The sequence below is a fragment of the Rhodococcus sp. 06-156-4 genome (genome assembly GCF_002259345.1).
Taxonomy (GTDB): Bacteria; Actinomycetota; Actinomycetes; order Mycobacteriales; family Mycobacteriaceae; genus Rhodococcoides; species Rhodococcoides fascians_E.
Genome location: NZ_NPGB01000018.1, coordinates 186,178 through 211,432, shown reverse-complemented (window position 1 = coordinate 211,432; position 25,255 = coordinate 186,178). Strand labels below are relative to the sequence as shown.

General features: G+C 65.2%; 22 protein-coding genes and 1 tRNA gene. 13 read left to right on the top strand and 10 right to left on the bottom strand.

The window, feature by feature from the left end; translation table 11 throughout:
- Positions 1-131 precede the first annotated feature (131 nt).
- From CH290_RS11745 to CH290_RS11720, 6 genes are all read left to right on the top strand, one after another.
- Complete coding sequence (locus CH290_RS11745; RefSeq protein ID WP_371828590.1) at positions 132-1,559, top strand: AAA family ATPase; 1,428 nt, start codon at positions 132-134, stop codon at positions 1,557-1,559.
- The gene (locus CH290_RS11740) at positions 1,556-2,545 is read left to right on the top strand and encodes a DUF58 domain-containing protein (protein ID WP_019666326.1); all 990 of its coding nucleotides are present in this window, start codon (positions 1,556-1,558) and stop codon (positions 2,543-2,545) included. The genes CH290_RS11745 and CH290_RS11740 overlap by 4 nt, the downstream gene beginning before the upstream one ends.
- Positions 2,542-3,534 carry a VWA domain-containing protein gene (locus CH290_RS11735; protein ID WP_019666325.1) on the top strand — a complete coding sequence of 331 codons (993 nt, stop codon included), beginning with the start codon at positions 2,542-2,544 and terminating at the stop codon, positions 3,532-3,534. Before CH290_RS11740 ends, CH290_RS11735 begins: the two co-directional genes overlap by 4 nt.
- Before the next feature lie 84 nt (positions 3,535-3,618).
- Positions 3,619-4,341: a 3-oxoacyl-ACP reductase FabG1 gene (gene fabG1 / locus CH290_RS11730; RefSeq protein ID WP_019666324.1), complete on the top strand. Its 723-nt coding sequence runs from the start codon at positions 3,619-3,621 to the stop codon at positions 4,339-4,341.
- Between the two features lie 44 nt (positions 4,342-4,385).
- The gene (gene inhA / locus CH290_RS11725; RefSeq protein WP_020110096.1) at positions 4,386-5,210 is read left to right on the top strand and encodes an NADH-dependent enoyl-ACP reductase InhA; all 825 of its coding nucleotides are present in this window, start codon (positions 4,386-4,388) and stop codon (positions 5,208-5,210) included.
- Positions 5,211-5,276: 66 nt separating this feature from the next.
- The gene (locus CH290_RS11720; RefSeq protein ID WP_033189696.1) at positions 5,277-6,359 is read left to right on the top strand and encodes a ferrochelatase; all 1,083 of its coding nucleotides are present in this window, start codon (positions 5,277-5,279) and stop codon (positions 6,357-6,359) included.
- Between the two features lie 48 nt (positions 6,360-6,407).
- Here CH290_RS11720 and CH290_RS11715 read toward each other — a convergent pair whose 3' ends face one another.
- A complete protein-coding gene (locus CH290_RS11715; protein ID WP_176460160.1) occupies positions 6,408-7,253 on the bottom strand; it encodes an Rv1486c family protein in 846 nt (281 codons plus the stop codon).
- 194 nt (positions 7,254-7,447) lie between these two features.
- On the opposite strand from CH290_RS11715, the gene CH290_RS11705 reads away from it, so the two are divergent.
- From CH290_RS11705 to CH290_RS11695, 3 genes are all read left to right on the top strand, one after another.
- Complete coding sequence (locus tag CH290_RS11705; protein ID WP_033189699.1) at positions 7,448-8,260, top strand: DUF3097 domain-containing protein; 813 nt, start codon at positions 7,448-7,450, stop codon at positions 8,258-8,260.
- A gap of 117 nt (positions 8,261-8,377) precedes the next feature.
- Entirely contained in the window at positions 8,378-8,809 is a 432-nt protein-coding gene (locus CH290_RS11700; protein WP_026347998.1) for an NfeD family protein, read from the top strand.
- 6 nt (positions 8,810-8,815) lie between these two features.
- Positions 8,816-10,021 carry an SPFH domain-containing protein gene (locus tag CH290_RS11695; protein ID WP_019666317.1) on the top strand — a complete coding sequence of 402 codons (1,206 nt, stop codon included), beginning with the start codon at positions 8,816-8,818 and terminating at the stop codon, positions 10,019-10,021.
- A gap of 43 nt (positions 10,022-10,064) precedes the next feature.
- Here CH290_RS11695 and CH290_RS11690 read toward each other — a convergent pair whose 3' ends face one another.
- The 3 genes from CH290_RS11690 to CH290_RS11680 are packed head-to-tail and all read right to left on the bottom strand — an operon-like array spanning position 10,065 to position 12,022.
- A complete protein-coding gene (locus CH290_RS11690; RefSeq protein WP_020110093.1) occupies positions 10,065-10,634 on the bottom strand; it encodes a hypothetical protein in 570 nt (189 codons plus the stop codon).
- Positions 10,635-10,671: 37 nt separating this feature from the next.
- Positions 10,672-11,289, bottom strand: a complete 618-nt coding sequence (locus tag CH290_RS11685) for a hypothetical protein (RefSeq protein ID WP_019666315.1) — start codon at positions 11,287-11,289, stop codon at positions 10,672-10,674.
- Between the two features lie 31 nt (positions 11,290-11,320).
- Complete coding sequence (locus tag CH290_RS11680) at positions 11,321-12,022, bottom strand: TVP38/TMEM64 family protein (protein ID WP_027498514.1); 702 nt, start codon at positions 12,020-12,022, stop codon at positions 11,321-11,323.
- A gap of 164 nt (positions 12,023-12,186) precedes the next feature.
- On the opposite strand from CH290_RS11680, the gene CH290_RS11675 reads away from it, so the two are divergent.
- From CH290_RS11675 to meaB, 3 genes are read left to right on the top strand one after another with little or no spacing between them, the layout of a single operon-like run.
- Positions 12,187-14,076: a methylmalonyl-CoA mutase family protein gene (locus CH290_RS11675; RefSeq protein WP_020110091.1), complete on the top strand. Its 1,890-nt coding sequence runs from the start codon at positions 12,187-12,189 to the stop codon at positions 14,074-14,076.
- A gap of 2 nt (positions 14,077-14,078) precedes the next feature.
- Complete coding sequence (scpA, locus tag CH290_RS11670; RefSeq protein WP_020110090.1) at positions 14,079-16,361, top strand: methylmalonyl-CoA mutase; 2,283 nt, start codon at positions 14,079-14,081, stop codon at positions 16,359-16,361.
- Positions 16,362-16,363: 2 nt separating this feature from the next.
- Positions 16,364-17,368: a methylmalonyl Co-A mutase-associated GTPase MeaB gene (gene meaB, locus CH290_RS11665; RefSeq protein WP_020110089.1), complete on the top strand. Its 1,005-nt coding sequence runs from the start codon at positions 16,364-16,366 to the stop codon at positions 17,366-17,368.
- 8 nt (positions 17,369-17,376) lie between these two features.
- Here meaB and CH290_RS11660 read toward each other — a convergent pair whose 3' ends face one another.
- Positions 17,377-18,438: a nucleoside hydrolase gene (locus CH290_RS11660; protein WP_170947573.1), complete on the bottom strand. Its 1,062-nt coding sequence runs from the start codon at positions 18,436-18,438 to the stop codon at positions 17,377-17,379.
- A 215-nt stretch (positions 18,439-18,653) separates the two neighbouring features.
- Here CH290_RS11660 and proP point away from each other — a divergent pair, with 215 nt between their 5' ends.
- Positions 18,654-20,138, top strand: coding sequence for a glycine betaine/L-proline transporter ProP (gene proP, locus CH290_RS11655; protein WP_019666309.1), 1,485 nt, complete (start codon positions 18,654-18,656; stop codon positions 20,136-20,138).
- 25 nt (positions 20,139-20,163) lie between these two features.
- Here the strand turns inward: proP and CH290_RS11650 are convergent, their stop codons facing one another.
- From CH290_RS11650 to CH290_RS11630, 5 genes are all read right to left on the bottom strand, one after another.
- Positions 20,164-21,429 (bottom strand): saccharopine dehydrogenase family protein, encoded by a 1,266-nt coding sequence (locus tag CH290_RS11650; protein WP_033189700.1) that lies wholly within the window; start codon positions 21,427-21,429, stop codon positions 20,164-20,166.
- Between the two features lie 20 nt (positions 21,430-21,449).
- Positions 21,450-21,830 carry a DUF2784 domain-containing protein gene (locus CH290_RS11645; protein ID WP_019666307.1) on the bottom strand — a complete coding sequence of 127 codons (381 nt, stop codon included), beginning with the start codon at positions 21,828-21,830 and terminating at the stop codon, positions 21,450-21,452.
- A gap of 16 nt (positions 21,831-21,846) precedes the next feature.
- Positions 21,847-23,343, bottom strand: coding sequence for a glutamate-cysteine ligase family protein (locus CH290_RS11640; protein ID WP_019666306.1), 1,497 nt, complete (start codon positions 23,341-23,343; stop codon positions 21,847-21,849).
- Between the two features lie 82 nt (positions 23,344-23,425).
- Positions 23,426-24,934 (bottom strand): SDR family NAD(P)-dependent oxidoreductase, encoded by a 1,509-nt coding sequence (locus CH290_RS11635; RefSeq protein ID WP_230621016.1) that lies wholly within the window; start codon positions 24,932-24,934, stop codon positions 23,426-23,428.
- A 130-nt stretch (positions 24,935-25,064) separates the two neighbouring features.
- Positions 25,065-25,153, bottom strand: a tRNA-Leu gene (locus tag CH290_RS11630).
- Positions 25,154-25,255 lie beyond the last annotated feature (102 nt).

Below are 25,255 nucleotides of genomic sequence, written 5' to 3'. Positions count from 1 at the left end.
TGTGCATGGTCTCCTGACCGCAGTACCGATAGGCTCGCCCGTGCGCGCCGGTAGCCTGGGGCGGGACCGTCGGCGCATTCCGTCGTCACCTGCAATAGTTGGTGGCGGACATGGAGGAACGTGCCCGCGAAATGTCGAGTGGAAGCGGTGGATTGTTGGTGGCATCACGTGACGGCGTGTCGAACGGTGACGCATCGAAGGCCGACCTGTCGAAGGGCGACGGATCGAACGGGGGAGTGTCGAACGTAAGTGCTTCGCACGGCACCGAACCGAAGACCACGGAGCGGAACGCTTCGGTGGATGCCGTGAACGATCTGCAGCAGGACGTACGCATTCTCGAAAAGGCCGTGTACGAGGTCAAGCGCGTCATCGTCGGCCAGGATCGGCTTGTCGAGCGTATTCTCGTCGGGTTGCTCGCCCGCGGACACGTTCTGCTCGAGGGCGTTCCCGGAGTGGCCAAGACGCTCGCCGTGGAGACGTTCGCCAAGGTGGTCGGCGGTTCGTTCTCTCGTGTGCAGTTCACCCCGGACCTGGTGCCGACGGACTTGATCGGTACCCGCATCTACCGACAGGGACGCGAGGAGTTCGACACCGAACTGGGCCCTGTCGTCGCCAATTTCGTACTGGCGGACGAGATCAACCGTGCCCCGGCCAAGGTCCAGTCCGCGCTTCTCGAGGTGATGGCCGAACGGCACGTCTCCATCGGCGGCAAGACGTTCCCGATGCCTGATCCGTTCTTGGTGATGGCCACACAGAACCCGATCGAGAACGAAGGCGTGTACCCGCTTCCGGAAGCCCAGCGGGACCGATTCCTGTTCAAGATCGTGGTGGATTACCCGTCGGTCGAGGAGGAGCGGGAGATCGTCTACCGGATGGGAACCGCGGTCCCCACGCCGAAGCAGATACTCGACCCGGCTGAGCTCGTCCGCTTGCAGAAAGTCGCGAGCAACGTCTTCGTGCATCACGCTCTCGTCGATTACGTCGTCCGAGTCATCGCGGCAACTCGAACACCGGAGCAGCTCGGTCTCGACGACGTCGCCAGTTGGATCGCTTACGGTGCATCCCCTCGTGCGACGCTCGGCATCATCTCGGCGTCTCGTGCACTTGCACTGCTCCGCGGACGTGACTACGTCGTTCCGCAGGATGTCCTCGAGGTCATTCCCGACGTGCTCCGGCACCGGCTCGTCCTGTCCTACGACGCTCTCGCCGACGAGGTCACGCCGGAGGACGTCATCACTCGCGTCCTGCAGACCGTCGGGCTTCCGCAGGTCGCGCCGCAAGCCGTCGGAGGAGGGCCGCAGCCGACACCGCCGCCGGTTCCGAACCCGCAGCACAGCCCCAACTCCCAGCAGCCACCCTTTGCGCAGCAGCCGTCGTTCGCGCAGGCGCCGCAACCGCACCAGCAGCAACCGCATCCGCACGCAGGTCAGTTCCCGGCGCCGGGCGGGCAGGGACCAGGACCAGGTAACGGTGCACCCCAGGGTCAGCAGGTGCATCAGGGCCAGCAGGGGCAACAGCCGGTCGGCAACGAGTCGACCGCGGGTAACCAGAAGCAGTGAGTGGACCGGCCGAAGGTGCGGTACGGCGGCACGAGGCTCGCCCTCCGTCCTTCCGCAGCGGGGAGCTGCGGGACCCGTCGCTCGCCGCGGCGCTCCGGACGCTCGAACTGACGGTTCGGCGTCGGCTCGACGGTGTGCTGCACGGTGATCACCTCGGGTTGATCCCCGGTCCCGGGTCCGAGCCTGGGGATGCTCGCGAGTATCAGCCGGGCGACGACGTCCGTCAGATGGACTGGTCGGTGACGGCACGCACGACGCATCCGCACGTACGCCAGTCGGTGGCGGACCGGGAGCTGGAAACGTGGATGGTTCTCGACCTGTCGGCAAGCCTCGATTTCGGAACCACCGGATGCGAGAAGCGCGACCTCGCCGTTGCTGCCGCCGCTGCGATCACACATCTGACCGGGGGAGGCGGTAACCGGATCGGCGCGGTCGTTGCCACCGGCTCCACACTGACGCGAATTCCCGCGCGCGGTGGGCAGATTCACGCACAGTCGATGCTACGGACGATCGCGACCACTCCCAGTGCAGCGGACGGTGTCCGAGGCGATCTGGTGGGCGCGATCGAGTCGCTCCGGCGGCCGCAGCGCAGGCGCGGAATGGCGGTGATCATCAGCGATTTCCTCGGGCCGATCGACTGGGAACGGTCGCTGCGAGCCATCGCGGCGCGGCACGATGTCCTCGCCGTCGAAGTACTCGATCCGCGCGACCTCGAACTTCCCGACATAGGAGATGTGGTGCTGCACGACCCCGAATCAGGGCGCACCCGAGAGTTCAGCACCACCCCGCGATTGCGGGCGGATTTCGCGGAGGCCGCGGCAGCGCACCGGAGCGACGTCGAACGCGTGTTGCGCCGTTGTGGGGCGCCCCGCCTGACATTGCGGACCGACGGTGACTGGATCGCCGACGTGGTTCGCTTCGTGTCCTCGCGAAGGCACACGCTCGGGGCAAGTGCCGCCAACACTGCACGGGCGGGTCGCCGGTGAGCCTGTCCGACTTCACCTCTCCGTGGTGGCTGCTGTTTCTGTTGGTCGTCGGCGCTCTCGTCGCCGGATACGTCGTCGTGCAGCGTCGCCGTCAGAAGAACACGCTGCTTTTCTCCAACATGGAGTTGCTCGAGAAGGTAGCGCCGAACCGGCCCGGATACTGGCGGCACGTTCCGACGGCTCTGGTGCTGGTGGGCCTGCTTCTGCTCACCGTCGCGCTGGCCGGCCCGACGTCGGATCAACGGGTTCCGCGCAATCGCGCAACCGTCATGCTCGTGATCGACGTGTCGCTGTCCATGGAAGCGACCGACGTCGAACCGTCACGTCTGGCGGCAGCGCAGGAAGCCGGTAAATCGTTCGCCGACGGTTTGACTCCAGGCATCAATCTGGGATTGGTGGCGTTCGCCGGCACTGCTTCGGTTCTGGTGTCGCCCACCGCGAATCGCGAAGCGACCAAAGCGGCGATCGACAAACTTCAGCTCAGCGAGCGCACGGCCACCGGCGAAGCGATCTTCACATCGCTGCAATCGATCGACACTCTGGGCGCGGTACTCGGCGGCGGGGACGCTGCCCCACCTGCCCGCATCGTGCTTCTGTCGGACGGCAAGCAGACGGTGCCGGAAAACCCGGACGATCCGAGAGGCGGTTACACCGCGGCGCGTGCTGCTGCCGAGAAGGACGTACCGATATCGACCATCTCGTTCGGAACGAGTTACGGCACCGTCGACATCGAGAGCGAATCGGGTTCGGAGAGAGTGCCGGTGCCGGTCGACGACCCGTCGCTCAAGGAAATCGCCACTCTGTCCGGCGGCAGTTTCTTCACGGCCTCGTCTTTGGAGGAACTACGGGCCGTCTACGACACTCTCGAAGAGCAGATCGGCTTCGAGATGACTCGGGGCGACGCGAGTAGACCGTGGCTGATTCTCGGCGTCCTGTTCACAGCGGCGGGGCTCGGTACGGCTTTGGTACTTCGACAGCGTTTGCCCTGATTTACCGAATTCGTACCTATTCACTGTTATTACTCATGAGTAACACTGCTTTGTCATTCCAGCACGAACAGATAGGTTGCAGGCATGTCCACACCCGACTTCATCGCTCGTTCCGTACTTGTCACCGGAGGTAACAGAGGCATCGGCCTTGCCATCGCTCAGCGGCTCGCCGCGGACGGCCACAAGGTCGCCGTCACGCACCGCGGCTCGGGCGCGCCGGAAGGTCTGCTCGGCGTCGTGTGCGATGTCACCGATTCTGCATCCGTCGACGCTGCGTTCAAAGAGGTCGAGGAGAAGCAAGGGCCCGTCGAGGTACTGGTGGCCAACGCAGGGATCACCGACGACACACTGTTGATGCGCATGACGGAGGAGCAGTTCGAGAGAGTTCTCGACGCCAACCTCACCGGTGCATTCCGCGTTGCCAAGCGTGCCAACCGCGCAATGTTGCGCGCCCGGTGGGGCCGAATGGTGTTCCTCAGTTCCGTCGTCGCACTGGGTGGTGGACCCGGCCAGATCAACTACGCCGCGTCCAAGGCGGGCGTCATCGGTATGGCGCGGTCCATCACGCGTGAACTCGGGTCGCGGTCCATCACCGCCAACGTCGTCTCGCCCGGTTTCATCGAAACGGACATGACGGCCGAGCTTCCCGACGACCTTCGCAGCAAGGCGAAGGAGTTCATTCCGCTGCAGCGACTCGGTCAACCGGAGGATGTGGCGGCCGTCGTGAGCTTCCTGGCCGGCCCCGACTCCGCATACGTGTCGGGTGCGGTCATCCCGGTCGACGGTGGCATGGGCATGGGTCACTGATTTTCTTCGTTTTCTCTTTTCGATTCGATCTGTAAGGAATACACATGGGCGGACTGCTCGAAGGCAAGACAATTCTCGTGACCGGCATCATCACCGATGCCTCGATCGCGTTCCACGCTGCCGCAATGGCGCAGAACCAGGGCGCGAAGGTCATCATCACCGGATTCGACAGGCTCCGCCTGATCGACCGCATCGCGCAGCGGCTCCCGCAGCCGGTGCCCCCGGCGATCGAACTCGACGCAACCAACGAGGAGCACCTGGCCGCTCTGGCCGACCGCGTTCGTGAACTCGCACCCGAGGGTGTCGACGGCGTACTGCACTCCATCGCTTTCGCGCCGCGCACTCTGATGGGACCGGACGCCAAGCCGTTCCTGGACGGGCCGGGCCCCGACGCCTCGCGTGCGTTCGAGATCTCCGCATGGAGTTACGCCTCGCTGGCCCGCGCTGTGCTCCCCGTCATGAACGAGGGAGGATCGATCGTCGGAATGGACTTCGATCCGCGCACCGCCATGCCGTACTACAACTGGATGGGCGTGGCCAAGGCCGCGCTCGAGTCGGTCAACCGGTACGTCGCTCGCGAGGTCGGTCAGGCCAAGCGTGTTCGCTCCAACCTCGTTGCCGCAGGCCCTATCCGGACTTTGGCCGCCAAGGCCATCGCCGGAACGGCTACGGGTGACGCCGCGAAGATGCAGCAGCTCAACGAGTACTGGGACGGTGCATCGCCCATCGGCTGGAACTACGACGACCCGACGGCAGTTGCCAAGTCGATCGTTGCGCTTCTGTCCGATTGGCTGCCGGGCACCACCGGCTCGATCATCTACGTGGACGGTGGCGCGAGCCACAACACGTACCTGCCGGACAACGTCTGATTTTCTGTTCGTACGCCCGGGGAGGGGCGTGTTCGGTCACATCCTCCCCGGGCGCACAATGGACCGATGACCGACTCTCGTGGTGTCGATGGTTTCGACGCGCTGCTGTTCCTGTCCTTCGGTGGCCCAGAGGACCCGTCACATGTCCGGCCGTTCCTCGAGAACGTCACCCGTGGACGCGGGGTACCACCCGAGCGCCTCGACGCGGTGGTCGAGCACTACATGCATTTCGGTGGGGTCTCTCCCATCAATTCACTCAACCGCGACATCATCGCGGCGGTCGAATCCGAATTGGCATCGGCCTCTATCCCCCTACCGGTGTATTTCGGCAACCGGAACTGGCATCCGATGGTCGAGGACACGGTCGGCCGGATGACCGCGGACGGGGTCCGCCGCGCGCTGGTGTTTCCGACGTCCGCATGGGGCGGATATTCCGGGTGCAGGCAGTACCACGAGGACATCGCGCGTGCGCGTCGGTCGGTAGGGGACAGCGCACCCGAGTTGGTCAAGATCCGGCAGTTCTACGATCATCCTCTGATGATCGACTCCTTCGCCGACGCGATCACCGTCGCGCTGGAACAGTTGCCGGCCGACAAACGTGCAGGCGCGAGACTCGTGTTCACCGCACATTCCATTCCCAGCGCCGCCGACGCGAACGCGGGGCCGCCCGAGGACGGCGGGCACCTGTACAGCAGGCAAGTTGCCGACGCCTCCCGACTGGCCGCCGAACGAGCAGGTTTCCAGGACTACGACCTGGTGTGGCAGTCGCGTTCCGGACCACCTCAGGTGCCGTGGCTCGAGCCGGACATCTGCGACCACCTTCAGACTCTGTCGGACAAGGGCGTCGACGCGGTACTCGTGTGCCCGGTCGGCTTCGTCTCCGATCACCTCGAGGTGGTGTGGGATCTCGACACCGAGGCACGCGACAAGGCAGCCGAACTGTCGATGGCTTTCGCGCGCGTGGCCACGCCGGGCACGGATCCGCGGTTCGCGAAGATGGTCGTCGAGTTGGTGGGGGAGTACGTCGGCGATACCTCTCCCCGTGGGATCGGTAGCGTCCCCCGTTACGGCTCGACGGCGAACGGTGATCGATGCGCGCTCAACTGCTGCGAGCAACCCGCACGTCGTCCGGTCGGCGCGCCTCGCTGACGCATCTCTTGTTCAGGCGGCCCCGACTCCGCCCCGACTCAGCTCCGTTCAGGCACGCGGCGCTCCTTCCTCGATGCTGCGCGCCACAGCGCTGAGTCGCGCAGCCCGCACTGCCGACCACAGCGGCCGTATCAGGTTCTCCCGTGCAGCCTCTGCGGCAGCGGTCGGTGCCTCGGTGGGTGAATCGTGCTGAGCGACGGACAGTATCGCGGACACTCGGTCGGCCGATTCCAGAACACGAAGCACTCGTTCAGGAGTGTCGATCGGGTAGCGATGGCGTGCAAGCGATTCCAATTCGGCGGCAATCCGGGTACGGGGGTCACCGTTCGGAGTGCGAGTCGGCAGTGCCGACATCGTTCCGAGAGCCTCGGCTGCGTCCCGCACGGCGTCGCGCATCGCGTATTCAGCTTCGCCCAGCGAGAAGTCGCGTACGAAGTGATCGGGAATCCGGACGGTGTGCACCGTCCAGCGCATCACGTCCGGTCCCTCGACCGCAGGTACCAGGCCGATTCCGTCGGCTCCGGGAGAGCCGACGAGAACAGCCTGACCGGTGACCAGAGCCGCACGGGAGAATGCGGTACCGGGTGTGAGATTCTGCGCCGATCCAGGCGAGGGGAGAAGCAGTTCGATTCCTGGGTTCCCGGGCTGTCCGGCCCCGGCTGCGCCCGGCATGCGGCCCGACGTCGCGCGCACGAGCGTCAGCAACGCTGCGATGCCGTCGGCACGCGGGCTCGGCCACGCCAGCGACGTGGAGGCCGCGGTTGCCTCGTCCGCAGCCACGATCAGATGCATCGGCGCCCATTCGGCCATGGCGTCGATCACGTCGTCCGGTGCGCTCACGCCGGCCAACCACGAACTCGCCCATACGGCGAGGCTTGCACTGGGAGAACTCACGGCTCACCAGTTTAGGCCGGGAGTGGAGCCTGCAGAAATGACCAGGGAGGAGGCGGGAGTGGAGCCTGCAGAAATGACCAGGGAGGAGCCGGGAGTGGAGCCTGCAGACATGAGCCGTAGGTGAGGGCTTTCGAACGGCGTGGCGTGCGGCTCGAGTGATGTGGGTTGGGCTAGCGTGTTCGGCCGTGGCGGATATGTACGGGTCGGACATTCTTGCGGGGCACAGTCGGATGCGGAAGGTGCCTGCGCCGCAGGTTCCGGCCGAGCGTGGGCTCGTGGTCGAGGACGCGGCGACCGGGTACTGCGGTGCCGTCGTGGGGTTCGAGCGAACGTACGACGGTGATTTCGTGCGTTTGGAGGACGCTGCGCGAACGACACGTCTGTTCGCGTTGCGGGAGGCTGCGTTCCTGATCGACGGCAAGCGGGTGACGTTGGTACGCGCCGCCGCGGCTCCGAAGGCGGGCCCGTCTCGTTCGGCGTCGGGTTCCACCCGTGTCGAGGGGCTGCGTGCTCGTACGGCCCGTGCGAGCCGGATCTGGGTCGAGGGTGTCCACGATGCCGCTCTGGTCGAGCGGGTGTGGGGTCACGATCTGCGCGTCGAAGGTGTTGTGGTCGAGCACCTCGAGGGGCTCGACAACCTAGGTGAGCGTCTCGCGGAGTTCGGGCCAGGGCCTGGGCGCCGTGTCGGTGTGCTCGTCGACCATCTCGTGACGGGTTCCAAGGAGTCGAAGCTGACGACATCCTTGGGGCCGCATGTGCTCGTGACGGGCCATCCGTACATCGACGTGTGGGAAGCGGTGCGCCCGAAGGCAGTCGGTATTGCTGCGTGGCCGCGGATTCCGCGAGGCGAGGATTGGAAGACCGGTATCTGCCGGGAGCTGGGGTGGGGATCTCCGCGCGACGGTTGGCGACGTGTGTACCAATCGGTGTCCAGTTTCCGCGATCTCGAGGCGCCGTTGATCGGCGCGGTCGAGCAGCTCGTCGATTTCGTCACCGAACCCCAGTAACCGAGCCCCGGTCACCGAGTCTCGGAAATCGAATACCGGTAACCCGGACTCCGGTTACCGCGGTGAGTTGTCGTCTCGTCTCACCGGCAGATGTCCGATTTGTGGTTCACTGGGGGTGTGGCAGCGATTATCTGGCTCATCGCGGGCGTGCTCCTTGCGGCAGCCGAGGCATTGACGGGTGATTTCTTCCTGCTGATGATCGCCGGAGGGGCCCTGGCAACGGCCGGAGTGTCGTCTGTCACGGATTTTCCGGTGTGGGTCGATGCCGTGGTGTTCGCCGTCGTGTCGTTGGCCCTCGTTCTCGGGGTGCGTCCGATTCTGCTGCGCAAGTTCGCGAAACCGCCTGTCCTGCCGACCGGAATCGAGGCGTTGTCGGGCAAGAGCGCGCTGGTTCTCGAACAGGTGTCGGCCACCGAAGGTCAGGTGAAGATCGGCGGAGAGGTGTGGACGGCGCGTCCTCTCGATTCCACCGAGGTGTATGCGCCGGGGACCACAGTGACCGTGATGGAAATAGACGGCGCAACTGCGCTCGTGTGGAGAGGACCGTAGTCGACCATGACAGCACTCATCGTTCTGGGCGTGATCGTCCTTCTTGTCGTCGTTCTGGTGGCCAAATCGGTTGCGCTGGTGCCGCAGGCCGAGGCCGCGGTGATCGAACGGCTCGGTAGGTATTCGAAGACGGTGTCGGGGCAGTTGACGTTCCTCGTTCCGTTCGTCGATCGGGTTCGCGCGAAAGTCGATCTGCGAGAACGGGTTGTGTCCTTCCCGCCGCAGCCGGTGATCACGAAGGACAACTTGACGGTGTCGATCGACACGGTCGTGTACTTCCAGGTCACCAATCCTCAGGCCGCCGTCTACGAGATCAACAACTACATCGTGGGCGTGGAGCAGTTGACGACGACCACGCTGCGCAACGTCGTCGGTGGCATGACCTTGGAGGAGACGCTCACGTCTCGCGACTCCATCAACGGCCAGCTGCGGGGGGTTCTCGACGAGGCGACCGGGCGATGGGGCCTGCGCGTGGCACGTGTGGAACTGAAGAGCATCGATCCGCCGCCGTCGATCCAGGAGTCGATGGAGAAGCAGATGAAGGCCGACCGTGAGAAGCGAGCGACGATTCTGACGGCGGAGGGACACCGCGAGTCCGCTATCAAGACGGCCGAGGGTGACAAGCAGAGTCGGATCCTCGCAGCGGAAGGCGCCAAGCAGGCGTCGATTCTCACGGCCGAGGGTGAGCGTCAATCCAGAATCCTTCGGGCCCAGGGCGATCGGGCTGCGAAGTACCTTCAGGCGCAGGGTCAGGCCAAAGCGATCGAGAAAGTGTTCGCGGCCATCAAGGCAGGCAAGCCGACGCCCGAGCTCCTTGCGTACCAGTACATGCAGACGTTGCCCCAGATGGCGCAGGGTGACGCCAACAAGGTCTGGATGATCCCCAGCGACTTCGGGGATGCGTTGAAGGGATTCGCCAAGACTCTCGGCGCGCCAGGGGAAGATGGTGTGTTCAGGTTCCAGCCGAGTGACACCTCGGGTGCGGACACCAAACCCGAGGACGACTCGGAAGAAGTTGCGGATTGGTTCGAGACGAAGAGCGATCCAGCTGTCGCGGAAGCCGTGGCGGCTGCGGAAGCCGTCGCGCGCACGCCCGTCGACACCTCCCTTGCTCCCGACCCCAGTCTGACGAAAGGGCTCGACGTAGGCGAGCTGTCGGCGGGGCCGGCGCATCAGCAGTGGACTGCGCCTCAGGCTGAACCGGAGCGGTAAGAAGCGAGGCGGGTCGTCGCAGTTCGCGATGCCGGTCGGACGGTCAGGTGGTCAGGGCGAGGCCGACTCCGCAGACGGCGACGGCCCACATGACGCTCGCGAAGGTGCCGATGATGAACTGCTCGGAGGCCGACGTCGCGGCAGGCGACTGGGCGGACGGCTCGCTGGCACGCAGTTCCGGATAGCGGGCAAGCCCTTTGACGGCCAGGACGATCGCGATGCCCTCGGGCCAACCGGACAGGATGGATGCCGCGACCGCCGTGCGCTCGAGGATTCCGATGGTGCGTCCGCCGTGCAGTGGTCCCGGCGAATCGTCGGGTCCGGGCGTGCCGCTCCGCCGGGCAAGTGCGAAGACCGCCGGAACGATGCCGGAACCGCCTACGGCGGCTACGGCGACCGTGACCACGTACGTGGTGGCCAACATGAATCCGTGCACCGGGTCGGTCAGAGACGCGCAGACGGCAGCGACCGCGAGCAGACCCACGGACGTGGCTGCAGGCACCCACGTCGGCAGCCTGGTGGGCAGTCGGCCTGTCGACGGGGCGATCGACGCCGTGGCCGAGGCGACCAGAAGTACCGGCGTCATGACGGTCGTCAGTGCCGAAACGGACATCAGTTTCCCCCTCGATTGTGCCTGCCGTGCCGAGTCGTCACAGTCGGTCCTCGTGACCGGACAGGTCGCTCAGTAGATGTTCGGCCAATGTTCGCCCGCCCGATTCGATACTCCACCTCGCCACCGACAATCTCTGCGACATCGCTTGCTTGCTGATGCCGAGTATCTCGGCGGCGCTGGTCTGCGTGTGGCCGGCAGTCATGAGGTCCACTGCGGCGTGGCCTTGCTCGGTTCGGTCGGTGACGAGCAGTGCGACCAGTATCAGTGCTGTCTCGGCGTCCGCTGCGGCGGCGGCGAGATCGTCGCGCGCGCTGGCGACTGCGACGCCACCCGGTGCGTTCTTGGCTCGGGTCACGGCGTCACGGGCTGCTTCGAACGCGTGTCCTCGTCCGGCCCGGGTTGTGGTGGGGAGCGGGAGTTCGACGGCGCCGACTCCGATGCCGATACTCCAGTGCTGCTCGCGGACGAGGCGTAATGCGACGTCGACGACGGTGCGCGCTCCGGTGGGCGAGTTCTCCACGACGGCCTGAACCTCGTCGCCCGCCGTTCGATCGAACGGACGGAGAAGCGGCACGCCGTGCATGGACTCCAGTAGGTCTTCGACGCGATCGCGTTCGCGTCGGCTTCCACGCTGATCGATCGTCATGACGAACATTCGTCAAGGCTAATGCCTTGAAATATGCAAGTCAACGTTTTTGACTTGACTCCTGAATATCAAGTTCCACGGCTTGACGTGCCCGGGTTCGACCGCGCGTCGTCAGGCGCCAGTCCACGATCAGGCCCAGCACGCCCAGTGCAATGCACGACGCCGACAACGCGAGCATCACCGGATCGGCGTTGCCGCCCAGGGCATCGCCCAGCACCACGATGCCCACTGTTCCGGGCACGACCCCGACGGCAGTGGCCAACGCGAACGGGGCGATGCGAATCGACGACACCCCGCAGCAGTAGTTGACCACCGAGAACGGAACGGGCGCGATCAACCGCAGCGAGCCCACCGCGAGCCAGCCTCGGCGAGCCAGGCTGTCGTCGATGGCCCTGACCGCCGGGTGGGTCATTCTGGTTGCGAACCACTCCCGACCTACGGCCCGGACCATGAGCAGGGCGATCACCGCGCTGACCGTGGACGCGCCGACCGTGACGACGATGCCGGTCAGCGACCCGAACAGGACGCCCGCGGCGAGAGTGAACAGGGTACGAGGAATCGGTGCAACCGTGACCACCGCGTGTACGGCGAAAAACACGAGTGGGAACGCGGGACCGATCGAATGCGACCACTCGCGGATCTGAGCGACGGACGGATGTGGCGTGAACGCTGCGGCGAGAGCGAGGACCAGGAGAAGGAGAACGAGGCCGATGAGCCGGGGGTCTCGAAAGCGCCTCTTCACATTCGCCGACAGTACCGGCACCCGCTAAGCAGCGACGCTCGCCGAACCGATGCCCACGCAGACATGAGGTGATCCTCACGATAGTGTTCCAACAATCGCGGTTAACATCACAGAAGTCGCAATTTGTCGATCTGCGTGCCGATCGAGTCGAGGGAGCAGTCACTGTGTCCGTTGCTTCACCAGAAAGCGCTTCGCAAGAAGGCGCTTCCACCAGTGCGTACGCCGCGTGGCAGAAGGCCGTCGCGGGCGTCCTCGCGAAGTCGAGACGAGTGGACGTCGCGGACCTTCCGGTCGACGCGGAGCACCTGCTCGACGCAGTGACCTACGACGGAGTGACGGTCGCGCCGCTCTACGGTGTGCTCGACGAACAACCGGAACATCCGCTGCCGGGAGTTCACCCGTTCGTCCGCGGCCGTGACCGTACTCGCGATGTGAACGCCGGCTGGACCGTCAGTGCGAAGTTCGGTGCAGGGACCTCCGATCCGGAGTCCATCAACGAGTCCATCCTGGACGGGTTGAACAACGGAATCAGCGGAGTGTGGCTCTCGATCGGTGGATCCGGACTTCCGGTGACCGGGGTAGCGCGTGCGCTGGACGGTGTGTTGTTGGATCTTGCGCCGGTGGTCGTCGACGCCGGGTCGGACGTCGCCGCGGCAGCCGATGCGATCTTCGCAGTGGCGGATTCCTCGTCGGTCGAGGACCGTGCCGCTGTCGACATTCGCCTGGGCGCTGCACCGCTGACAGCCCGATTCGCCGGTGTCGGTTCCGTGAACGTGGACGAGACCGTCGCACTCGCCGTTCTCGCCGAGGCTCGGCCCGAGACCGTCCGCGCGATCACGGTGGACGGCACTGTCTTTCACAATGCCGGAGCGAGCGATACCCAGGAGGTCGGCGCATCCGTCGCGGCCGGGTTGGAGTATCTGCGCGTATTGACCGCCGCAGGTCTGACGGCCGAGCAGGCTCTGTCGCAGATCGAGTTCCGTTTCGCCGCCACGGACGACCAGTTCCAGACCATCGCGAAGTTCCGAGCAGCCCGCGTGGTCTGGGCACGGGTGGCTCAGGTCGTCGGTGCACCAGATGCGGGCGGTGCCCCGCAACACGCCGTCACGTCCGAGGCGATGATGAGTCAGCGTGATCCGTGGGTGAACATGCTGCGTACCACGTTGGCTGCGTTCGGTGCAGGCATCGGCGGGGCAGATGCAGTGACCGTGCTGCCCTTCGACGTTGCGCTCGACGGCGGCGCTGCCGGAGTGTCGAAGACGTTCGCGGCAAGGATCGCTCGCAACACTCAGCTGTTGTTGCTCGAGGAATCGCATCTGGGGAGGGTGCTGGATCCGGGTGCCGGGTCCTGGTACGTCGAGAAGCTCACCGGCGATCTCGCGGAGAAGGCGTGGGAATTCACCCGAACCATCGAGTCCGACGGAGGCTACCTCGCCGCGCTCGAGTCGGGTTCCACGGCAGCCGCGATCGCGAAGACGAAGGCGCAGCGCGATTCCGACGTTGCGCACCGGCGTACCCCGCTGACCGGAGTGAACGAGTTCCCGAACCTGGCCGAGGCGCCCATTCCGCCACAACCCGACGCCACCGTGGCCCGGTACGGCGCTGCGTTCGAGGCGTTGCGTGACCGGTCGGATGCCTACCTGCTCGAGCACGATGTGCGTCCGCTCGCGCTTCTGGCCCCGATCGGATCGGTGGCCGAGCACAACGTGCGTACGACCTTCGCGGCCAACCTCCTCGCGTCCGGTGGTATTCACACCGAGAACCCGGGGCCGCTGACCACCGAGTCGATCGCGGAGGCGGTGCGCAGTTCCGGGGCCCGGGTGGCTGTGCTGTGCGGCACCGACAAACGGTACGTCGACGACGCGAGGTCGGCGGTACTGGCGTTGCGGCAGGCGGGAATCGAGCGGGTTCTCCTCGCCGGTCCGGAGAAGATCTTCGGCCGCCTCGACGCTGATTCCGGTGTCGATGACGACAGCCGACCCGACGACTTCCTCACTGCCAAGGTCGACGCTGTTGCGGTCCTGACCGATCTTCTCGATTACCTGGGAGCCTGACGATGACCACTCACGACTCTCGTACGTCGCACGTCATCGGCAGTTTCGCCGATGTGCCGCTGAAGGATCCATCTACCCCCGCCGCCACCGCGCCGACGGCCGAGGACGCGGCAGCGCACATCGAGGCCGGTGCGGCAGCGAACAACTACACCGCCGAGCAGGTCGTGTGGTCCACACCCGAGGGCATCGACGTCAAACCGGTGTACACCAAGGCCGATCGCGACGAGGTGGAAGCGCAGGGATACCCGCTGGGTAGTTACCCGGGGACCCCACCGTTCGTGCGCGGGCCGTACCCGACGATGTACGTCAACCAGCCGTGGACCATCCGGCAGTACGCCGGTTTCTCGACGGCAGCGGAATCGAATGCGTTCTATCGCCGTAATCTCGCGGCCGGACAGAAGGGCCTGTCCGTCGCGTTCGACCTCGCGACGCACCGCGGGTACGACTCGGATCATCCACGCGTGCAGGGCGACGTCGGAATGGCCGGTGTCGCCATCGATTCCATCTACGACATGCGTCAGCTGTTCGACGGCATCGATCTCGGCAGCGTGTCGGTGTCGATGACGATGAACGGCGCGGTCCTGCCGATTCTGGCGTTGTACGTCGCCGCTGCCGAGGAACAGGGTGTGCCGCCGGAGAAGTTGGCCGGCACCATCCAGAACGACATCCTCAAAGAGTTCATGGTCCGCAACACCTACATCTATCCGCCGAAGCCGTCGATGCGAATCATCTCGGACATCTTCGCGTACACGAGCGCGAAGATGCCCAAGTACAACTCCATCTCCATCTCCGGCTACCACATCCAAGAGGCAGGCGCGACAGCAGATCTGGAGCTCGCCTACACCCTGGCCGACGGCGTCGAATACATCCGCGCCGGGCTCGACGCGGGGATGGACATCGACACGTTCGCGCCTCGTCTGTCGTTCTTCTGGGCCATCGGGATGAACTTCTTCATGGAGGTCGCCAAGCTCCGCGCGGGTCGTCTCCTGTGGTCGGAACTGGTGCAGAAGTTCGAACCGAAGAGTGCGAAATCGCGTTCCTTGCGCACACATTCGCAGACTTCGGGATGGTCGCTCACCGCTCAGGACGTGTTCAACAACGTCGCGCGCACCTGTGTGGAGGCGATGGCGGCGACACAGGGCCACACACAGTCGTTGCACACCAACGCACTCGACGAGGCGTTGGCGCTGCCGACGGACTTCTCCGCTCGAATCGCCCGCAACACGCAGTTGCTGATTCAGCAGGAATCCAACACCGTGCGTCCCATCGATCCGTGGGGTGGCTCGCACTACGTCGAATGGCTCACCCACCAGCTGGCCGATCGTGCGCGCGCACACATCGCGGAGGTCGAGGCCGCGGGCGGTATGGCTCGAGCCATCGGCGAGGGTATTCCGAAACTCCGCATCGAAGAGGCCGCGGCGCGGACGCAGGCTCGGATCGACTCCGGTCGGCAGCCGCTGGTGGGCGTCAACAAGTACGTCCCGGACGAGCTCGACACCATCGAAGTCCTCAAGGTCGAGAACTCGAAGGTCCGCAAGGAGCAGATCGAGAAGCTGACGCGTCTGCGCGCCGAGCGAGACAACGCGGCCGTCGAAGAGGCGCTGGCCAACCTGACCAGGGCGGCAGCGTCGTCGGAGAGTGGGCTCGAAAACAACCTTCTGCACCTGGCCATCGACGCAGCGCGCAAGATGGCCACCGTCGGGGAGATCTCCGACGCGCTGGAGAAGGTCTACGGGCGCCATCAGGCGGAAATCCGGACAATCAGTGGTGTGTATCGCGACGAAGCCGGCAAAGCGAAGAATTTGACCAAGGCCACCGAACTGGCCCGGCAGTTCGCCGAGGACGAGGGGCGCCGTCCGCGTGTCCTGGTCTGCAAGATGGGCCAGGACGGTCACGACCGCGGTCAGAAGGTCATCGCGACGGCGTTCGCGGACATCGGATTCGACGTCGACGTCGGCCCGCTGTTCCAGACTCCGGAGGAGGTCGCACGTCAGGCGGCCGACAACGATGTCCACGTCGTCGGAGTGTCCTCGTTGGCTGCAGGCCACCTGACGTTGGTTCCCGCGCTGCGGGAAGCGCTCGCGGCGGTGGACCGCCCCGACATCATGATCGTCGTCGGCGGTGTCATCCCTCCGGGTGACTTCGACGAGCTCTACGCGGCAGGCGCCGCGGCGATCTTCCCGCCGGGGACGGTCATCGCGGACGCCGCGATCGGGCTCGTGGAGAAACTGTCGGTGCAGCTGGGTCACACTCCGCCCGATGCGCCGCGCGAGGCATCTGCCTGAACATGAGTTCTCCCAACAGAGCTGGTCGCACGATCGACATCGATGCGGTCGCGAAGTCGGTACTGTCCGGCGAACGGTCGGGGTTGGCTCGTGCGATCACGCTGGTGGAGTCGACGCGAGACGACCATCGAGACCTGGCGCAGCAGCTGCTCCTGCAGTTGCTGCCCAAGGCCGGTGGCTCGCATCGCGTCGGGATCACCGGCGTTCCCGGGGTGGGCAAATCGACGTTCATCGACGCACTCGGGATGTACCTGATCGACAAGGGGCATCGAGTGGCGGTGTTGGCGGTGGATCCGTCGTCGACGAGGACCGGTGGGTCGATTCTCGGTGACAAGACTCGAATGGCGAACCTGGCGGTTCAGAAGGACGCGTACATCCGGCCGTCCCCGACGTCGGGGACGCTCGGAGGAGTGGCACGGGCGACACGCGAGACGATCGTGCTCCTCGAGGCGGCAGGTTTCGACGTCATCCTCGTCGAGACCGTCGGTGTCGGGCAGTCCGAGGTCACGGTGGCCAACATGGTGGACTGCTTCGCATTCTTGACTCTCGCGCGGACCGGCGATCAGCTGCAGGGGATCAAGAAGGGCGTTCTCGAGCTCGCCGACCTCGTGGCGGTCAACAAGGCCGACGGTAAACACGCGATCGAGGCGAAGAGTGCGGCGCGCGAGCTGTCGGGGGCGCTGCGGATGATCTACCCGCACGACGCGATCTGGCATCCACCGGTCCTGACGATGAGTGCCCTCGAGAAGATCGGCCTCGACGACTTCTGGAACACGGTGCTGAAACACCAGCAGGTGTTGTCGGACGCGGGCCAGTTCGCGGAGAAGCGCCGTACCCAGCAAGTCGACTGGACCTGGACCATGGTCAACGATCAGCTGCTGCGACGACTGGCGTCCAATCCGGCAGTCCGGGCGATACGAGGCGATGTCGAACGACAGGTTCGTGACGGTTCGCTCACGGCCGCCCTGGCGGCGAAGGAGATCGTCGACGCGTTCGACGGCGTCTGACCTGTCGGTCAGCGCGGGTACAGGCGTTCCGCAAGTGCGCCGACACGGTCGATCAACTGATCGAAGAAGGCCTTCGGGTCGGTGGACGTCGCGATCAGCGCATTGTTCGGTCTGCCCCACATCCCGCGTCGATCGGCCACGGTGGTTCCGCGAGTCAGCGTTCCGTTCAGTTCCACGTCCACGACGGCGGGAACGACGTCGACGATCGAGGGTTTCAGTGCCACGGCGGCTGCGAACGGATCGTGCATGTGGGCCAGGAATCCTTGATCGTGCTCTCGGTGGAATTGCATGTAGAAGCGGACGGCATCGGCGAAGTGACGCACGACGGGGTTCGACGCGGCCGATCTCGTGCAGGGCGCGTCCGATTCCGAGATGATCTCCTGCGGTGTGCTTCCGGCGCGTGCTGCGAGTCGCTCGACGTGCGAGGGATACATCTCGATGGTCTCGGTCACGTCGAGCGGGCAGACGATCGGGAGGCGATCTGCGGGTAGACCGGAGAACGCAGCGAACACCTCCGCAGCGGCTTCCGGGTCGACGGCGATGTTCCACTCACTTGTCGGTGTCGTGTTTCCCGGATGCCAGAAGGTCCCGCCCATCACGACCAGACGCTTCAGGAGCCGCGGCAGGTCGGGCTCGACACGAATGGCCGTTGCCAGGTTTGTCAGCGGTCCGGTGACCAGTCCGGTGATCTCACCCGGTCGGTCGCGCACGAGTTCCACCCAGGCCGTCGTGGCGTCTCTGTCGGAGAGAGACCGCGTCGACACGGGAAGCTCGGCGTATCCGATGCCCTGAGGTCCGTGCGTGTCCTCCGTGGTCATCAGCGGTGCGACGAGAGGCGCCTGCGCGCCCAGCGTCACCTCGATGTCCGTCGCGCGGCACAGGTCGAGCCATGCGAGGTTGTTCGCGGCAACCTGATCGACCGGGACGTTCCCTGCTGTGGACGCGATGGACAGAATGTCCGCTTCCGGGCTTGCCAATAGATAGAGCAGCGCGAGCGAATCGTCGATACCGGTGTCGACGTCGACGATCAGGGGAACGGTCGGGCGGATGTCGGGTTGGGATTCAGGCACGGTGTCATCGTGCCTTCCGCGCGTGCGAACCGGTCGAGCCGGGGTCGTCGACACGAGATCGGGCGATGTCCGATCTGCCCGATAGATCTCAATTGTCCCTGGCGGCAACAAAATTGGCGGAACCGGTCGTTGACCTGGCGATACGTGCGGAAATCGAGCCGAGGGCACGGTTCGCGGTTTGAAGACTGGTTGTTGCTCTGGCTAACGTTGTGTAAATGACAGTCGAGCATCCGCGGTGGGGACACGACCACATCCAACATCTCAGGCGCGGTGTGTTCGCCAAACTCATGCACCGTAAACCGAGACTGACCGAGGACGGGATCACCGTCGTCGACCAGCCGATGCTCAAGCGTGCGGTCTCCGCGGCGGCGCTCGGCAACACGATGGAATGGTTCGACTTCGGTGTCTACGGCTACCTCGCCGCCACGCTGGGCAAGGTGTTCTACCCGGACGCGTCGCCTGGAGTCCAGCTGATCAGCACGTTCGCGACCTTCGCCGCGGCGTTCGTGGTCCGTCCGCTCGGTGGCCTGTTCTTCGGGCCGTTGGGCGACAGGATCGGTCGCCAGAAGGTCCTCGCGGCGACCATGATCATGATGGCGATCGGCACACTCGCCGTCGGACTCATCCCGAGTTACGCGTCCATCGGCATCTGGGCTCCGATCCTGTTGCTCGTTGCTCGACTCGTTCAGGGTTTCTCGACGGGAGGCGAGTACGGGGGAGCGACGACGTTCATCGCCGAGTACTCGCCGGACAAGAGACGCGGATTCCTGGGCAGCTGGCTCGATTTCGGAACCTTCGTGGGATACGCGATGGGGTCGGGTCTGGTGACAATCCTCAACGCCGTCCTCGGCGACGCCACGATGGTCGAATGGGGTTGGCGCATACCGTTCTTCATCGCAGGTCCCATGGGAATCATCGGGCTGTACCTACGGCTGAAGCTGGAGGACACCCCGGCTTTCCGCAAGCAACTCGACGATCACGACAACAAGGTCAAGCAGCAGGAGAGTGGAGCGCGCGAAATCGGCAAGATCTTCACCAGGCACTGGCGTGCACTGCTGATCTGCATGGGAATCGTGTTGCTGTACAACGTCACCAACTACATGGTGACGAGCTACCTGCCGACCTACTTCACCGAGGTCGTCGGTCGCAGCCAACTCAGCGCCGACCTGCTCGTGCTGTCGGCGATGGTGATCGTGGTGTCGATCATCGTCGGCGTCGGTCGGCTGACGGACTGGATCGGCCGCAAACCGGTGTTCGTGTTCGGAGCGGTGGCCCAGATCGTCCTGGCGATACCGTGTTTCCTGCTCGTTCAGCAGACCGGGTGGTTCGGGCCGCTCGTGGGATGTCTCGTTCTCGGCGTCGTACTTGCGTGCTTCGCCGCGCCGAGTGCGTCGACGCTTCCTGCGCTCTTCCCGACGCGCGTCCGCTATGCGGCACTGTCCATCGGCTTCAATCTGTCGGTGTCGCTCTTCGGCGGCACCACACCGCTGGTGACCTCCGCGTTGGTGACCGCGACGGGAAACACGATGATTCCGGCGTTCTATCTGATCCTGACCGGCGTGATCGGTCTGGTCGCGGTCGGGTTCCTGAAGGAGTCCGCCACTCAACCTCTGGAAGGATCCCCGCCCCAGGTCGATTCGCCGAACGAGGCCAAGGAGCTGTACTCCGAGGCTTCCGCGCTGCCGGCGCCCGCCGCCTGAGGCGAACGCCGGCCACGCGGTCCCTCTAGACCTTCTTGGCCCAGATCTCGAATCCGGCAGCACGTAGCCGGTTCACCAGTGCGTCACCGAGGCCGGTCGCCGGGGTGAGAACGCCCCCGCCGCCGGGCAGGTCGGCCCTGTCGTGGACCAGCGCGAGAGCGGATTCGCCCAGCATCACCGAGGTTGCCTTGTATCCGGGGTCGCCCGAGGCCTTGACTCGCGACCGGTAGTGCGCGCCGGTGGTCGTGGTGGTGTAGACATCGATCGTGAAGTGACCGTTCTCCTGCGCGGAGGGGCTCGGCCCGTCACCCGGCTTGGGCAGAATGCGGTCGAGGACGGGCTTGGGTAGGAAGGTCATACCGAGCACCATCGCGCCGAGCCCGGCGGATACCGCGCCGGCGATGACGGGCGACGCGATGGAGGATCCGACCGACATGACCTCGCGGTATCGAAACGCGGTGCCGTAGGCCCAGTCCCGCAGTGCGTTGCTTCGTCGTACGACTCGTGTGTTGTACGACGCCATGACGAACGGCGCCTTCCATCCGCGTAGGCCCGGCGCGATGTCCTTGCCGTTGACCAGCACCACGTCGGACTGGCGGCCGAGGTCGGGTTCCGTCGATCGGTCGGGGCTCAGCGAGTACGGCCGTGCTGCGAGGCGCCGGAGTGAGCCGTCCTTCTTGACTTCCTCGATCTGTGTTCGCAGCGAATCCACGGTGCCGCCGCTGACTCCACCGCGCATCGACGTGACGACCAGCGTGGTGTCGGTCAGGTCGCCTGCGTCATCCGCTGCGACGGCAGCGTGGAGCACGTGGACGCCGAGATCCGAAGGGACCGAATCGAACCCACAGGAGTGGACGATGCGTGCACCGGTGCGCCGCGCGATCTCGTGATTGGCATCGATGCTCTTGCGTGCGAACAACACCTCGCCGGTGAGGTCCACGTAGTCGGTCCCGGCCTCGGCGCACACCGTCGTCAGCGGTAGGCCGTACTTGGCGTACGGGCCGACCGTGGTTATCACGACACGGGTGCTCTCGGCGAGTGAGCGCAGCGCGTCGGTGTCGGTCGAGTCGGCTTCGACGAGCGGCCACTCGGTGGCGACACCCGGCAGTGACCGCCGTGTCGCTTCCAGCTTCTGCCGCGAACGTCCAGCGAGGGCGATTCTGGTGCCGCTCGGTGCGTGCTCGGCGAGGTACTTGGCGGTGAGGCGGCCGACGAATCCGGTGGCTCCGTAGACCACGATGTCGTAGGTGCGGTCGGAGGATGGTTGATCGGTCGGCTCGGTCGAGGTCATGTACTGGACAGTAACGCGTATCACTGACCGAGTCGAAGAACCGTCCGTGAGCGGGTGCGTAGCACCACGAACCCTGCCCAGGACGCCACCACGGTGACCGCGACCGCAACTCGGACCGCGGCGAGTGCGCTGTCCGGATAGATCACTCCGGTGAGGTACTGATCGATGAAACCGGTCGACACCAGCGCTGCGCCCCCGGAATGCACGCGCGCCCAGTTCTCCAGCGCGGTCAGCGGGCAGTCGATCCCGACGGCGACGGACGCCAGCCCCCAGGCCGCGGCGCAGGCGTGCAGCCATATCGTCCGCGGCCACTTCCAGGCGACGAATCCACCCACCACGACATAGGCGATGAAGGCAAGGTGGACCACCACGGTGACGTCGGCGATCGCCCGATACAACATGAGGGAATGGTATGCCTCAGAGCGGCCAGGTGTGGACGGGATCGCCCTCGCTCATCAGGGTCACGTAATCGGACAACATGCCCGCGAGTGCTGCCTCGCGCGTCTGTCCCGCCTTCTCGCGCGCGACGACGGCGTCGCGCTGCCAGACGGAGCCGGACCGTCGGCTCAGGCAGCGGGCTTCGACCACACCCAGATAGCGATCGCGTACGTCGGCCCCGACGCCGTATGCCGCAAGCCCGGCGTCGGCCATGGGGAGCAGCCGCCGCAGGATCAACTCCTGCGGGCTGACCCAGCCGACCTCGGGCCAGTACAGCCGAGAATCGAAGCCGCCACGCGCGGCCGAATGCAGGTTCTCGGCGGCGGCGTCGTACGACATCTGGCTCCACAGGGGGCGATCGGCGTCCGCGAGGGCGCGCACCGTGCCGTAGTAGAACGCAGCGTCGGCGAGGGTGTCGACTACGGACGGGCCGGCGGGCAGTACGCGGTTTTCGAGGCGAATGTGATGACCTCCACCGGATCGGTCGTAGATCGGCCGATTCCACCGGTACACGGTGCCGTTGTGCATGCGCAGCTCCGACAGCGACGGCGTGCCACCGTCGGCGAGAACGGCTGTGGGGTCCTCGTCGCTGCAGACGGGGAGGAGAGCCGGAAAGTACCGCGAGTTCTCCTCGAACAGGTCGAAGATCGAGGTGATCCACCGTTCTCCGAACCAGACCCGGGGGCGTACGCCCTGATTCTTGAGCTCTTGCGGCCTGGTGTCGGTCGCCTGCTCGAACAGCGGAATCCGCGTTTCGTGCCACAATGCGCGTCCAGCCAGGAACGGTGAGTTGGCGGCGAGCGCTACCTGGACACCGGCCAGTGCCTGAGCGGCATTCCAGTAGGCGGCGAAGTTCTCGGGAGCAACCTGAAGATGGAGTTGGACGGACGTGCAGGCGGCTTCCGGCAGGATGGTGTCCGTGATCGCCCTGAGTTCCTCCGGCTCGTCCGCGCCCGGCAAGCGGACTCCACCGATGTGCAATTCGATGTCCTCGCCGCGGGCGGCGAAGATCTGCTGGTTCAGCAGGTCGTAGCGGGGGTTCGCGGACAGCCATCGATGCTCGAAGTGCTTCTCTGCCAACGTCGGCAGCATCCCGATCATGACCAGGCGGCTTCCCGATTCACGGGCACGTCGGTCCGCCTCGTTCAGTGAGCGGCGAAGATCTGCCTCGAGATCCGAGATGCTGCTGCCGGACAACGGCCTGGGAGCCACGTTGATCTCGATGTTGAACTGCCCGAGCTCGGTCTGATAATCGGGATCGGCAATGGCGTCGAGCACCTGGGCATTGGCCATCGACGGCGCCATGCTCTCGTCGACGAGATTGAGTTCGACTTCCATGCCGATCTGTGGCTCGCCGACGTCGAACGTCTCGTCCGCGAGCATGATCGCGAGTGCGTCGAGGCAGTCCTGCACCTTCTGTCGGAATCGATGCCGGTCCTGCCGGGTGAACTTGCGCTGCTCGACATCGTCACCCATCGAAGACCACCGTCCCGTCGTGTCGTACCCCGAGGATCTCGTATATCCGTGAGTACGGCCGGGCAAACGTCGGCGAACGGGACTACCAGGGCGACGGCTGGTAGTCCTTGAGGAACTTGCCGTAGAGGTCCACGCCGAGCTCGCCCTGCACGATCGGGTCGTAGACGCGAGCTGCGCCGTCGACGAGATCCAACGGTGCGTGGAAGCCTTCGTCGGCCAGACGCATCTTCGTCGGGTGGGGTCGTTCGTCGGTGATCCAGCCGGTGTCCACAGCACTCATCAGAATTCCGTGTTCGAGCATCTCCTTGGCGCTGGTGCGCGTCAGCATGTTCAGCGCAGCCTTCGCCATGTTGGTGTGCGGATGGCCGGGGCCCTTGTAGGCGCGGCTGAACTGGCCTTCCATCGCGGAGACGTTGACGATGTACTTGCGCCGGGCGGTCGATGCCTGCATCGACGCACGCAACCTCGACACCAGAATGAACGGCGCCACCGAGTTGCACAGCTGCACTTCGAGCAACTCGACAGGGTCGACCTGCTCGACCGTGTGAATCCAGCTGTTGGTTCCCGCCAGATCCGGCACCAGGCCACCGGCATCGATCGCGATACCCTTCTCGATGCGCTCGGCGGTGGCCGAACCTGCAATCAGCGCAAGGGAACTGACCGCCTCGGCCGACAGTGCCTCGCCGGACACGGCGCCGTCGTCGCTGTGTGGCAATGATTTGGCGAGTGATGCCGGATGCGCTTCGCTGGTCTTACCGAACGAAATGGTCGCGACGTCGGAACCCGCGGGTAGGGCTTCGGATTCCGCGTCGATCAGTGCGCTGTAGGAACCGGGGGAGCGCTTCACCGTCTGCGCGGCGTTGTTGACGAGAATGTCCAACGGGCCCTCCGCGGCCACCGAATCCGCCAGTGCCACCACTTGGGCCGGATCGCGGAGATCGATGCCCACGACCCGAAGACGATGCAGCCAGTCTGCGCTGTCCTCCATCGCCGAGAATCGTCGAACCGCGTCGTTCGGGAAGCGGGTCGTGATGGTGGTGTGCGCGCCGTCGCGCAACAGTCGCAGAGCGATGTACATGCCGATTTTCGCGCGCCCGCCGGTGAGCAGTGCCCGTCGCCCCGTCAAATCGGTACGCGCATCACGCTTTCCGCGATTGAACGCCGCGCACTCCGGACACAACTGATGATAGAACGCGTCGACGAGGGTGTAGCGCTGCTTGCAGATGTAGCACGGCCGCGCGCGAATCAGCGTGCCCGCGTACTCGCCCGACGCGCGTGCCGTCAGCGACAGCCCGGCCGTCTCGTCGTCGATACGATCCGGCGAACCGGTCGCAGTCGAAGCGACGACGGCTCGGTCGGCCTCCGACTTCGCGTTGCGCGCGGCGATACGCCGCGAGCGCTTCAAGTCCTTGAAAAGCTGACCCGAGGCTCTTTGCACGACAATGGAATCAGGATGATTTTTATCCAACGATCCGGCCTGCCTCAACACCCGTAGACACGCCTCGAGATCAGCGGGATCGATTCCCTCCGCGGTGGTCGACACGGCGTCGGACTCGGTGTCGGACGGGGTGTCGAACTCGGGGTCGTTCATCGATCTGTCCTTTCGCGCTGCGCCCACACCGTCGTCAACGCAGGCCCACAACGACATAGACCCCGATTCCGCTGGAATCGGGGTCTATGTCGTCTGTCTCAACTCAGAAATCTTGGATCGTTGCGATCCCTGGTGTCCGAGGGGGGACTTGAACCCCCACGTCCGTTAATAGGACACTAGCACCTCAAGCTAGCGCGTCTGCCATTCCGCCACTCGGACCAGATGTTGTTCAATTGTTCGCACACCCGCTCGCTGCGTGCTCGACAAAGATATAGCAAGGGTGCCCGATCGCCCAAATCCGCACGTCAGTTCGCCCGAGGC